A 12,154-nucleotide genomic window follows, 5' to 3' on the forward strand; every position below is an offset into this window, starting at 1 on the left:
CGCATCGGCGCCCGCGCAACGCGAGCGGCAAAAAACGCGCGTGGATGCTTGAGGACAATTGGACCTCCGCGTATAGCCACTGACAAAAGGGGCGTATTCCCGTCCTTGCGGCCGCCGATAAGGCTGCTTCGATAACGAGGGGATGGATTAACGACGATGCGGATGATTCGGTTGAAGACGATCGCCATCGCAGCCGGCCTCGCGCTGGCCGGTGCGGCTCCGGCGATCGCCCAGCAGGCCGCCGCTCCGGCGCCTGCCAGCGTCGCCAATCCGGCGACTCCCGCCCCGGCAGACACCAAGCCGACCAATCCGCTGCTGTCGCAGGACGGCGCCCCGCCGATGGCGGTGACGCCGGGCGCCGGCCAGCCGGTCGACGGCAAGATCGGCCTGCAACCGCAATTCAGCCCGACCGGCGTGCGCGCCGAGAAGATGCACGATCACCTGCTGGTGCCGATCATCACGGTTATTTCGGTGCTGGTGCTGCTGTTGCTGCTGTGGTGCATGGTCCGCTATCGCCGCGCCGCCAACCCCGTGCCGTCGCGCACCTCGCACAACACCGTGCTCGAAATTTTCTGGACGCTGGCGCCGGTGGTGATCCTGGTGATTATCGCGATCCCCTCGATCGGGTTGCTGCAGGCGCAGTTCCGCCCCGCGCCGGATAATGCAGTGACGCTGAAGGCAACCGGCAACCAATGGTTCTGGACGTACGAATATCCCGATCTCGGCGATATCCAGATCACCTCGAACATCCTCAAGGAAAAGGACGAGGTGCAGCCCGGCCAGCAATATCGCACCGATGCCGACGGGCCCAAGCTGCTCGCGGTCGACAATCGCGTGGTGCTGCCGGTCGGCGTGCCGATCCGCCTCATCACCACCGCCACTGACGTGATCCACAGCTGGGCGGTGCCGGCGTTCTGGATCAAGCTCGACGCGGTCCCCGGCCGCCTCAACGAGAAGACTTTCCAGATCGACAAGCCGGGCCTCTATTTCGGCCAGTGCTCGGAACTGTGCGGCGCCAATCATGGCTTCATGCCGATCGCCGTCGAAGCGGTGCCGCCGGCCGAGTTCGCGGCCTGGGTGCGGGCCAAGGGCGGCAAGATGCCGGGTGACGCCAGCGCGCCCTCGACCGCCGCCCCGGCGCAGCCCGGCGCCGATGTGAGCGACGCGACCTCCACCCCGGCACCGAATCTGCCGCCGGCGGAGAACGGCACGGCGACGCCGCCGACCACCGCGCAGCCCGCCACCAGCAACGCCCCCGGCGCCAGCCAATCGGATATCTGAGCTCATGACCGATACAACGCTATCCGCCCATCATTTCGAAGCGCATCACGACGACGCGCATCACCATGATGCCGAGCACAAGCCCGCCTTCTTCCAGCGTTGGTTCATGTCGACCAATCACAAGGACATCGGCACGCTCTATCTGATCTTCGCGATCACCGCGGGCGTGATCGGCGGCGCGGTTTCCGGCCTGATGCGGATGGAACTGATGAACCCGGGCATCCAGTATCTGCCGGAATGGGCGAGCTGGCTGTGGGGCGGCCAGGCGACGATCGATCAGGCGCGCGACCTGTGGAACGTGTTGATCACCGCGCACGGGCTGATCATGGTGTTCTTCATGGTGATGCCGGCGATGATCGGCGGGTTCGGCAACTGGTTCGTGCCGATTATGATCGGCGCGCCCGACATGGCCTTCCCGCGGATGAACAACATCTCGTTCTGGCTGCTGGTGCCGAGCTTCTGCCTGCTGCTCGCCTCGCCGTTCTTCGGCGGCGTCGGCACCGGCTGGACGCTCTACGCGCCGCTCTCGACCTACGGCCAGCCCGGCCCGGCGGTGGACATGGCGATCCTGTCGCTCCACCTTGCGGGTGCGAGCTCGATCCTCGGCGCGATCAACTTCATCACGACGATCTTCAACATGCGCGCGCCGGGCATGACGCTGCACAAGATGCCGCTGTTCGTCTGGTCGATCCTGGTCACCGCCTTCCTGCTGCTGCTGGCGCTGCCGGTGCTGGCCGCGGCGATAACCATGCTGCTGACCGACCGCAATTTCGGCACCACCTTCTTCGATCCAGCCGGCGGCGGCGATCCGATCCTGTTCCAGCATCTGTTCTGGTTCTTCGGCCACCCCGAGGTCTACATCATGATCCTGCCCGGCTTCGGCATGATCAGTCACATCATCGCGACGTTCAGCCGCAAGCCGGTGTTCGGCTATCTCGGCATGGCATATGCGATGGTGGCGATCGGCGTGGTCGGCTTCGTCGTCTGGGCACACCACATGTTCACCACCGGGCTGCCGGTCACGGTGAAGATGTATTTCACGCTGGCGACGATGGTGATCGCGGTGCCGACCGGCATCAAGATTTTCTCGTGGATCGCGACGATGTGGGGCGGTTCGATCAGTTTCAAGACGCCGATGATGTGGGCGATCGGCTTCATCTTCATGTTCACCGTCGGCGGCGTCACTGGCGTCGTGCTCGCCAATGGCGGCATCGACGATTACATGCAGGATACCTATTACGTGGTCGCGCACTTCCACTACGTGCTCAGCCTCGGTGCGGTGTTCAGCCTGTTCGCCGGCTTCTATTACTGGTTCCCGAAGATGACCGGGCGGATGTACAATGAGCTGCTCGGCCAGGTGCATTTCGCGGTGTTCTTCATCGGCGTGAACGTGCTGTTCTTCCCGATGCACTTCCTCGGGCTCGAAGGCATGCCGCGGCGTATTCCGGACTACACGCCGGCCTATGAGCATTGGAACCACATTGCTTCGATCGGCTATATGATCATGGCCGCATCGATGGTGGTGTTCTTCGTCAACCTGTTCTGGTCGATGTTCGCCGGGCCCAAGGCGGGCGACAATCCGTGGGGCGACGGCGCGACGACGCTGGAATGGACATTGTCGAGCCCGCCGCCTTATCACCAGTTCGAAACCCTGCCGGTGATCGACTGACCGTTTCGGGAGAGATGGCGCCGTCTCTCCCTTACCCCCTCCCGCAACGCGCGAGGGGAGAGTATCGCATGACCACGATGACCCGCCCGCTTCCCGTTCCCGCCGACTGGCGCGATTTCCTGGCGCTGACCAAGCCCGGGGTGATGCGGCTCGTCGTCTATACCGGGTTGTGCGGGCTGCTCGCCGCGCCGGCGACGGTCGATCCCGTCCTCGGTTTTACCGCGATTCTCTGCATCGCGCTCGCCGCCGGTGCGGCCGGCGCGCTCAACCAATGGTATGAGAGCGATCTCGACGCCAAGATGAAGCGCACCCGCGGCCGTCCGCTCCCGGCCGGGCGGATGGACCGCCAGTCGGCGCTGCACTTCGGAGTCGGGCTGGGCGCGTTCGCCGTGATCCTGATGGGGCTGGCGATCAACCTCTTGTCGGCGACGATCCTGGCCGGATCGATCCTGTTCTACGTCGTCATCTACACCGTGTGGCTGAAACGCCGCACGCCACAGAACATCGTCATCGGCGGGGCCGCCGGTGCGTTCCCGCCGGTGATCGGCTGGGCGGCGGCAACCGGGCATGTCTCGGCGCTGCCGCTGATGATGTTCGCGCTCGTCTTCCTGTGGACGCCGCCGCACTTCTGGGCGCTCGCGCTGTTCGTGAAGACCGATTACGCCAATGCCGGCGTGCCGATGCTGCCGGTGGTCGCCGGCGAGCGGGTGACGCGCACCCAGATCGGCCTCTATACGGTCCCGATGGTGGCGGTGGCGATCGCGCCCTGGCCGCTCGGGCTTACTCACGCGATTTACGGCGTCGTTGCAACGCTGGCATCCGCCTTCTTCGGGCTGCTCGCCTTCCGCGTCGCGACCCGGCGGACGCAGGCGGAAGACCGGATGCGCCCCGAAAAGCGGCTGTTCGCTTATTCGATCGCCTATCTGTTCGTCATCTTCGGCGCGCTGGTCGCCGACCGGTTCCTGGCATGACCGCGCCGTCGCCCGACGACGAGGACCTGATCCGCGCCCGCCAGCGATCGCGCGCCCGCGTCACCGCGCTGTTGCTCGGCGCGCTGGTCGTGCTGTTCTTCCTGATTTCGATCGCCAAGATCCGCTCGGGGACGCCCTAGCTTTGGCGACATCCACGCGTTACACCTTTTCGTGAGAGGCTCCTGAACGGGGGAACAGATAAATGGCCGGCCACAAGACGCACGACTATCACATCCTGCCACCCAGCATCTGGCCGTTGATCGGCGCGTTTTCGGCACTGGCGATGGCGGCCGGCGGGATCGGCTGGATGCACGGCGGGCATGTCGGCAAGCCCAACGGGATGGGCTGGCTGTTCTTCGCCGGGCTCGTCGGCGTGCTGTTCACCATGTACAGCTGGTGGCATGACGTGATCCGCGAGGCGCACGAGGGCGACCACACCCCCGTCGTCCAGCTTCATTTCCGCTACGGGATGATCCTGTTCATCGCATCCGAAGTGATGTTCTTCGTCGGATGGTTCTGGGCCTATTTCGATTTCGCGCTGTTTCCCTCGACGGTCGACGTGGTCGGCGGACAATGGCCGCCGAAGGGCATCGAGGTGATTGACGCGTTCAAGCTGCCGCTGCTCAATACGATGATCCTGCTGATGTCGGGCACCACCGTCACCTGGGCGCACCACGCGCTCATCCACAATCAGCGCGGCGGCGAGAAGACCGGGCTGTGGGGGTTGCTCGGCGTGGGCAATCGCGACGGCGTGCTCAAGGGATTGTGGCTGACGATCATCCTGGGCGTGTGCTTCACCTCGATCCAGGCATATGAATACATGCACGCGCCGTTCGCCTTCAAAGGCATCAACTACGGCGCCGCCTTCTTCATGGCGACCGGCTTCCACGGCTTCCACGTCATCATCGGCACCTTGTTCCTGACTGTGAATTTGATCCGCGCCTACAAGGGCGATTTCACCCCACGTCAGCATTTCGGCTTCGAGGCCGCCGCCTGGTATTGGCATTTCGTCGATGTCGTGTGGCTGTTCCTGTTCGTCACCATCTACGTATGGGGCGGATGGGGCGCGCCGGTCGCAGCGGGCTGATGGAAGCCGATGGCGGCGGAGCACCGACGCCCGCCGCCGCGGCGATCAAGGGGCTGTGCCCGCGCTGCGGCGCCCGCACGCTGTTCACGGGGCCGGTCGCCTTCGCCCAGCGCTGCCGCGTGTGCGGGCTCGATTTCCAGAGCTTCAACGTCGGTGACGGCCCCGCCGCGCTGCTGACGTTGGTGCTGGGCGCGATCATCGTCGCCGGCGCGGCGGTGCTCCAGGTTTCGGCCGATCCGCCGTTCTGGCTGCAATTGGTGATCTGGATCCCGGTGACGGCGATCGCGGTGGTGTTCGCGCTGCGGCTCGCCAAGGCCGCGCTGCTCGTGCTCGAATATCGCAATGCGGCGCGCGAGGGCCGGATCAAGGACCAGCCGTGACGCGTCGCATTCCCCTTGTGCCGACGATCCTGGTCGCCGCGGCGGTGGCGATGATGATCTGGCTCGGCGTCTGGCAGATTCACCGGCTGCACTGGAAGGAAGCGCTGCTGGCGCGTTATGCCGCCAATCAGCACATGCCGACGATCGCGTTGCCGATCGGCCGCACTGACGACGCGCTGCTGTTCCGCCACGCCACCGCCTTCTGCCTACGCCCCGTCAGCTGGTCGAGCGAGGCGGGCCGCGACGCCGCGGGCCATGTCGGCTGGCGGCAGATCGCGCATTGCGCGACGGGCGCCGAGGGGCCGGGCTTCATGGTCCAGCTCGGCATCGCGAAGAACCCGGACGATCACCCCGATTGGCCGGGCGGCAAGGTATCAGGGTTCATTGCTCATGGCCCCGATCACCGGCCGTTGATCGAGGTCGCGCTGGGCAAGGGCGTATCGCCCCCGCTGATGCTGGTCGCCGATACGCCACCGCCGGGGCTCGACGCCAATGCCGGGCCGGATCTGTCGTCGATCCCCAACAATCACTTCGCTTATGCCGTGCAATGGTTCCTGTTCGCGCTCGTCGCCGTGGTGATCTACGGGCTCGCGCTCAGGAAGCGTTAGCGGACGGGATAGCTTTTCTGGGGTTGGCGAAGGCGGCGCGCGCGGCTACCCCGCGCGGCACCATGCGCTATATCAGCACCCGCGGGAGCGCGCCGTCGCTCGACTTCAGACAGGTGACGCTCGCCGGCCTTGCGTCCGATGGCGGCCTCTATGTGCCCGAAGCCTGGCCGACGCTGTCGCAAGAGGCGATCGCCGCGCTGGCGGGCAAATCGTACGTCGAGACCGCCGTCGAGGTGATGGCGCCGTTCACCGCCGGCGTGCTCGACAAGGCGGCGCTTCGGGAACTCGCCGGACAGGCATACGGCCGTTTCGCCCACGATGCCGTGACCCCGCTCAAGCAGCTCGATCACGACCAATGGCTGCTCGAGCTGTTCCACGGCCCGACGCTGGCGTTCAAGGACGTCGCATTGCAGTTCCTCGGCCTGCTGTTCGAACGGTTTCTGAGCGACAGCCCCGAGCATCTGACGATCGTCGGCGCGACATCGGGCGATACCGGATCGGCCGCGATCGATGCGCTGGCAGGGCGCGACCATGTCGACGTGTTCATGCTGCACCCTGCCGGCCGCGTGTCCGACGTGCAGCGGCGACAGATGACGACGGTGCTGGCGCCCAACATCCACAACATCGCGATCGAAGGGTCGTTCGACGACGCCCAGGCACTGGTCAAGGCGATGTTCAACACGCCCGATTTCGCCGGGCGCTTCCGCCTTTCCGCGGTCAATTCGATCAACTGGGCGCGGCTGATGGCGCAGGTGGTCTATTATTTCTACGCCGCCGTCCGGCTCGGCGCGCCTGGGAAGCCGATCGCCTTTTCGGTGCCGACGGGCAATTTCGGCGATGTGTTCGCCGGCTATGTCGCCGCCCGGATGGGCTTGCCGATCGCGAAACTGGTCGTGGCGACCAACGTCAACGACATCCTGCACCGGGCGCTGTCGGCGGGCGACTATTCGATCGGCACGGTGACGCCGACGCCGAGCCCGTCGATGGATATCCAGGTTTCGAGCAATTTCGAGCGGCTGTTGTTCGATCTCGGCGGCCGCAACGGGCCGGCGATGGCGGAACAGATGGCGGGCTTCGAAGCGAGCAAGGCGATGCGGCTGACCAATGCGCAGCGCGAGGGCGCGGCGGCGCTGTTCACCAGCGATCGCGTCGATCTCGACGACATGGCGATGACGATGCGCTGGGCGTGCGAACATGCCGGCGAGGTGATCGACCCGCACACCGCGATCGGGCTGGCTGCAGCACGGCGCGTGGATTGCGGCGAGGTGCCGGTGGTGACGCTGGCGACCGCGCATCCGGCCAAATTCACCGATGCCGTCGAACGCTCCACCGGGGTGCGCCCCACCCTGCCCGGCCGCGTCGGCGACCTGTTCGACCGCGAGGAGCGTTATGTGACGCTGCCCGCGACCTTCGACGCGGTGACCGGATACATTGCCGAACGGGCGACGCCGCGCGGATGAAGCTCACCACGCTGATCGGCGAGCCCTGGGCGGATTACGGGCTGATCGATTCGGGCAATGGCCGGAAGCTGGAGCGCTACGGCCGGTTTCGCTTCGTGCGGCCCGAGCCGCAGGCGATGTGGGCGCCGCAATCGGACGACTGGAAGGCCGATGCCGAATTCGTGCCCGGCGCCGATGAGGATGGCGGCGGCCGCTGGCATTACACCGGGCAGGTGCCGCGCGACGGCTGGCCGCTGCATTGGGATGCGGTGACCTTCACCGCGCAGACCACGCCGTTCCGCCACCTGGGCTTCTTTCCCGACATGGCGCCGGTGTGGACGTGGATGCGCGAGCGGGTTGCGAACAAGGCCGATGCGGAATGCCTCAACCTGTTCGGCTATACCGGCGTCGGCACGCTCGCGATGGCGTCGCAGGGCGTGAAGATGGTGCATGTCGATGCGTCGAAAAAGTCGGTCGAGGCGGCGAAGGGCAATGCGCTGCTGTCTGGCCTGGCCGATGCGCCGATTCGCTGGATGATCGACGACGCCGCAAAATTCGCGGCGCGCGAGGTACGGCGGGGGCGGCGCTATGACGGCATCCTGCTCGATCCGCCCAAATATGGCCGCGGACCGGGCGGCGAGGTGTGGAAGCTGGAGGAAGGCCTGCCCGGCCTGATCGCCGATTGCCGGCACCTGCTCGACGCCGAATCGCGCTTCCTGTTCCTCACCGTCTACGCGGTCAGGATGTCGGCACTGGCGATCGGCGAATTGCTCAATCAGGCGCTCGGCGACCTTGGCGGGACGATCGAAGCAGGCGAATTGGCAGTGCGCGAGGAAGCGCGCGGGCTGGCGCTGCCGACCGCGATCTGGGCGCGCTGGAGCCGCTGAAATCCAACGAAGGTCATGGAAGGTCACGCCCCCATACGCGTGACCGCATATCCGATTGTCAAAGAACAGACCAGAACATTAACAGAACATCGGCGTGTAGGAAAGATCCCGAACGCGCCCTCTGCCGGGTAGAAATGAACGGGCTCAACGGCCCGCGAAGCGCGCGGGGCTGTATCGACCCGGATCTACGTGCGGAAGATCGAGCGGACGATCGAGCAGCAGCGCGGCAGCGAGCCGGGCCGCGGCGGGCGCGGTCTGGATGCCGAAGCCGCCCTGCCCCGCGCACCAGAAAAAGCCGGACGCATCAGGCGCGAAACCATAGACCGGCAGCCGATCGGACGCGAAGCTGCGCAGTCCCGCCCATTTGTGCTCGAGCGCGGTGACGCGCCAATCGACACAATGTTCGAAGCGATCGATCGCCAGCGCGACATCGAGCTCCTCGGGCTGCGCGTCGCAGGGATCGCTGGCGATCTCGTCATGCGGGCTGAGCCACAGGCGACCGCCCGCCTCGGGCTTGAAATAGAAACTGCCGCCGATGTGCGCGACGTGAGGCAAGCGTTCGGGCGGGGCGGGATCGGTGCGTAGCTGCACCATCGTGCGGCGATAGGGCTGGATACCGATCGGCGCGACGCCGGCGCGGCGGGCAACCTCGTCGGCCCAGGCGCCGGCGGCATTGACCACGACATCGGCGGTCAGCGCGCCCGACGCGATGCGGACGTTCCAGCGGACGTTCTTGCGGATCGCGGTTTCCAGCGCGGCATCAGTGCGCAGTTCGGCTCCGGCGCGGCGCGCCTGGGCGAGATAACCGGCGTGGAGCGCGGCGACATCGATATAGGTGCAGCTCGGCTCGTGCACGGCGCGATGCCAGTCGTCGCGCAGCCCCGGGATCAGCGCATGCGGATCGACTTCCTCCAGCGCGACGCCGCTGCCCTCGAAGGCGGCGAGGAACGCATCGATCGCGGCATCATCGCACGCGCGGCCGATATGGAGCGAGCCCAGCGGCGCGAGCACCCCGGCGGCATCGAGCAACGGCCCCGACGCGGTGGTCAACGGCTGGATCGCGGGGCCGCCATAGGTTTCCGACCAGAAAGCGGCCGAGCGGCCGGTGGCGTGATAGCCGGGCTGCGATTCGGCCTCCAGCAGCACGACGCGGGCGTGCGGGGCAAGCTCGGCGGCGAGGCTGGCGCCGGCGATACCCGCGCCGACAATGGCGATATCGTAATGCGTCAACGGCAGCTCCGAATCATCAGCCGCGCTCTATCGCGTTCGCCCAGAGCTTGTCGAAGGCGGATCGGCAAAATCGCACAGGCGGCCTGAGCAGCGATCACGCCGCTGGTGCGCGTTCGTCGAGAAACGAATCGATCGCGGCGATCGCACGATCACGGACCGGATCGGCCTCGCGGAGAATCTCGTGCGCCGATTCGGCGCCGAAGCGGACCACCGTGCAATCGGGCAGCGCGGCGGCGACGGCCAGCGCGGTCCGGGCACGAACCAGCTTGTCGGCCTCGGCAACGAGCATCAGCGTCGGCACCCGCATGCCGGCGAGGCGCGGATCATGGTTGAGCGCCCAGGTTGAGGCGAAAGCCTCGCGCACCCAGCGCCAGCTCGGCGGCCCCATGTCGAGCGTCGCATCGTGCTCGCGCCACCAGATCTCGTCAGCATAGCGCTCGCCATCGTGCGTGAGCAGCGCCTGCCGGCTCGCCTGCGCCGCGGGAATCTCGTTGACCTTCCACGCGAAGCGCTGGGGATCGCCGAGACGCGCCATCAACGCCGCGAGCGCACCGCCGCCGCGCGCGCCGATCGGGCTGTGCAGCCCGAGCATCGGCGCGACGAGCACCGCTGCATCGGGCTCCACGCCCTCGACCAGCGCGCGCAGCACGAGATGGCCGCCCATCGAATGGCCGATGACGACATGCGGCCCCGGCGTCGCGGCCGCCCAATCGGCATAGAAGGCGCGATAATCGCGGCTGTAGCTGGCGAAGCTATCGATATCGCCGACGCGCGGGTTCGGCGCATAGCGGCCCGATCCGCCCTGCCCGCGCCAATCGAACGAGGTGACCGCCCAGCCCGCCGCCTGCCAGTGCGCGACGAGCTCGATATATTTCTCGATCATGTCGCCGCGGCCACCCTGGAACAGGATCGAGCCGCGCCTGCCCTCGCCCGCGGGCGGACAATCGAAGCGGCGAATCAGCCAGCCATCGGGCGCCCGCCAATCGGTGAAAGCAGCGCCGGGCGGAAGCTGACGGCGAAAGCGGGCGAAAGAGGCCATGGTGCGTGGTTACTTTTTAGCAAGCCATGTCGTCTAGGGAATAGCGCGATGGGATGGGGGATTCTCTCAATCGTGCTGCTCGTCGCGTGCGGGCTCCTGCTGGTTTCAGCCGGCATCGAGGACGTGCGCAAGCGCGAGATCGCCAACTGGAAGAACGCGGCCATCGCGCTGCTGGCGCCGTTGTGGTGGTGGTCGTGCGCGATGCCGCTGTGGCCCGATGTCGCGATCCAGATCGGCGTCGCGGCCGTCGTCTTCGCGATTTTCGTCGGCGCCTTCGCGCTCGGCCAGATGGGTGGCGGCGACGTCAAGCTGATCGGCGCGATCGCCTTGTGGCTGCCGTTCCAGGCGCTCGTCTGGATGCTGGTGGCGATGTCGCTGATCGGCGGCGTGCTGACCGTGCTGCTGCTCATCGAGCACAAATGGCGCCGCATCGAGACGCCGATCGAAGTTCCGTACGGCGTGGCGATCGTCGCCGCCACGCTCTTCGCGCTGCACGAACCGATTCTTAACCGGTTCGGGTGATGATTAACGCTGGATCAACCGGCCCTTGTTCGAAAGGCCAAATGCGTCATGGATAGTAGGAAGATGATTTTGCTGGTCGGCGCGCTCTTCGTAGCGGGGCTGACTGCTTTCATGGCGCGCAGCCTGATGCAGGGCGCGTCGGCACCCAAGGCGCAAGCCCAGGTGGTGCAAAAGGTCGATGGGCCCGAAGTGCTCGTCGCCACGCGCGAGCTGCCGGTCGGCACCATCCTCGACGCCACCGCGCTGAAATTCCAGCCGTGGCCGAAGGAGATGGTGGATAACGCTTATTATATCCGCAAGGACACCGATCTGCAGTCGCTGGTCGGCACCGTGGTGCGCAACCCGATCACCGCCGGACAGCCGGTCACGCAGGGATCGCTGGTCAAGCCGGGCGATCGTGGTTTCCTGGCCGCGGCGCTGGGGCCGGGGATGCGCGCGGTGACGGTGCCGGTTTCGGGCGCCAGCGCGGTGGCCGGGTTCGTCTTTCCGGGCGACCACGTCGACCTGGTGCTGACGCAATCGGTTCCCGGTGGCGGCGATGGCCCGCCGCTCAAGGTTTCCGAGACGGTGCTGCGCAACCTGCGCGTGCTCGCCACCGACCAGCGTACCGACAACAAGGTCGGCGACGACGGCAAGACGGTGGTCAAGACCTATTCGAACGTCACGCTGGAAGCGACGCCGAAGATCGCTGAGGAAATCGCGGTGGCGCAGACCGTGGGCGAACTGTCGCTGTCGCTGCGCAGCCTCGCCGACGATCAGAGCCAGCTCGAACAGGCGATCGCCTCGGGCTCGGTCAACGTCTCGGACGATCCCAAGGCCGAAAAGGCAATGCTGGCGCGGGCCGATACCGCGCCGATGGATGGTCGCACTTCATATGTGACCGGCGCCGACGTGTCGCGTTTCCAGCGCAGCACGGTGCCGGGCAAGACATCGAACGATGCAGGAACTGACGGTGGCGCCCCGGGACTGGCGCCGGTGGGACCGGTGGTTCGCGTTGCCCGTGGCAACGACGTCTCGATCGTCCCGGTGGGGGAAAAGTAA

General features: G+C 66.4%; 13 protein-coding genes. 11 read left to right on the forward strand and 2 right to left on the reverse strand.

Going from position 1 to position 12,154, the window contains the following annotated elements; genetic code table 11:
• The first annotated feature begins 156 nt into the window (after positions 1 to 156).
• From coxB to K7G81_RS08725, 9 genes are all read left to right on the forward strand, one after another.
• Positions 157 to 1,281: a cytochrome c oxidase subunit II gene (gene coxB, locus K7G81_RS08685; RefSeq protein WP_255586810.1), complete on the forward strand. Its 1,125-nt coding sequence runs from the start codon at positions 157 to 159 to the stop codon at positions 1,279 to 1,281.
• Positions 1,282 to 1,285: 4 nt separating this feature from the next.
• The gene (ctaD, locus tag K7G81_RS08690; protein WP_223030366.1) at positions 1,286 to 2,950 is read left to right on the forward strand and encodes a cytochrome c oxidase subunit I; all 1,665 of its coding nucleotides are present in this window, start codon (positions 1,286 to 1,288) and stop codon (positions 2,948 to 2,950) included.
• Positions 2,951 to 3,018: 68 nt separating this feature from the next.
• The gene (locus K7G81_RS08695; RefSeq protein ID WP_223030367.1) at positions 3,019 to 3,921 is read left to right on the forward strand and encodes a heme o synthase; all 903 of its coding nucleotides are present in this window, start codon (positions 3,019 to 3,021) and stop codon (positions 3,919 to 3,921) included.
• Positions 3,918 to 4,061 (forward strand): cytochrome c oxidase system small membrane protein, encoded by a 144-nt coding sequence (locus tag K7G81_RS08700; protein ID WP_223030368.1) that lies wholly within the window; start codon positions 3,918 to 3,920, stop codon positions 4,059 to 4,061. Before K7G81_RS08695 ends, K7G81_RS08700 begins: the two co-directional genes overlap by 4 nt.
• A gap of 62 nt (positions 4,062 to 4,123) precedes the next feature.
• Complete coding sequence (locus K7G81_RS08705; RefSeq protein WP_223030369.1) at positions 4,124 to 5,008, forward strand: cytochrome c oxidase subunit 3; 885 nt, start codon at positions 4,124 to 4,126, stop codon at positions 5,006 to 5,008.
• Positions 4,981 to 5,388: a DUF983 domain-containing protein gene (locus K7G81_RS08710; protein ID WP_439649539.1), complete on the forward strand. Its 408-nt coding sequence runs from the start codon at positions 4,981 to 4,983 to the stop codon at positions 5,386 to 5,388. The genes K7G81_RS08705 and K7G81_RS08710 overlap by 28 nt, the downstream gene beginning before the upstream one ends.
• Positions 5,385 to 5,996: an SURF1 family protein gene (locus K7G81_RS08715; protein WP_369412067.1), complete on the forward strand. Its 612-nt coding sequence runs from the start codon at positions 5,385 to 5,387 to the stop codon at positions 5,994 to 5,996. Before K7G81_RS08710 ends, K7G81_RS08715 begins: the two co-directional genes overlap by 4 nt.
• A 62-nt stretch (positions 5,997 to 6,058) precedes the next feature.
• A complete protein-coding gene (gene thrC / locus K7G81_RS08720; RefSeq protein WP_223030370.1) occupies positions 6,059 to 7,456 on the forward strand; it encodes a threonine synthase in 1,398 nt (465 codons plus the stop codon).
• Positions 7,453 to 8,322, forward strand: coding sequence for a class I SAM-dependent rRNA methyltransferase (locus tag K7G81_RS08725; RefSeq protein ID WP_223030371.1), 870 nt, complete (start codon positions 7,453 to 7,455; stop codon positions 8,320 to 8,322). Before thrC ends, K7G81_RS08725 begins: the two co-directional genes overlap by 4 nt.
• A 144-nt stretch (positions 8,323 to 8,466) precedes the next feature.
• On the opposite strand, the gene K7G81_RS08730 is transcribed toward K7G81_RS08725, so the two are convergent.
• Positions 8,467 to 9,552 carry an NAD(P)/FAD-dependent oxidoreductase gene (locus K7G81_RS08730; RefSeq protein ID WP_223030372.1) on the reverse strand — a complete coding sequence of 362 codons (1,086 nt, stop codon included), beginning with the start codon at positions 9,550 to 9,552 and terminating at the stop codon, positions 8,467 to 8,469.
• Positions 9,553 to 9,646: 94 nt separating this feature from the next.
• Entirely contained in the window at positions 9,647 to 10,591 is a 945-nt protein-coding gene (locus tag K7G81_RS08735; RefSeq protein WP_223030373.1) for an alpha/beta fold hydrolase, read from the reverse strand.
• Positions 10,592 to 10,639: 48 nt separating this feature from the next.
• Between K7G81_RS08735 and K7G81_RS08740 the strand changes: the two genes are divergently transcribed.
• Positions 10,640 to 11,113: an A24 family peptidase gene (locus K7G81_RS08740; RefSeq protein WP_223030374.1), complete on the forward strand. Its 474-nt coding sequence runs from the start codon at positions 10,640 to 10,642 to the stop codon at positions 11,111 to 11,113.
• A 48-nt stretch (positions 11,114 to 11,161) separates the two neighbouring features.
• Positions 11,162 to 12,154, forward strand: a complete 993-nt coding sequence (cpaB, locus tag K7G81_RS08745) for a Flp pilus assembly protein CpaB (RefSeq protein WP_223030375.1) — start codon at positions 11,162 to 11,164, stop codon at positions 12,152 to 12,154.

The organism is Hephaestia mangrovi, assembly GCF_019880555.1.
In the GTDB taxonomy this organism is placed as follows: Bacteria; Pseudomonadota; Alphaproteobacteria; order Sphingomonadales; family Sphingomonadaceae; genus Sphingomonas; species Sphingomonas mangrovi.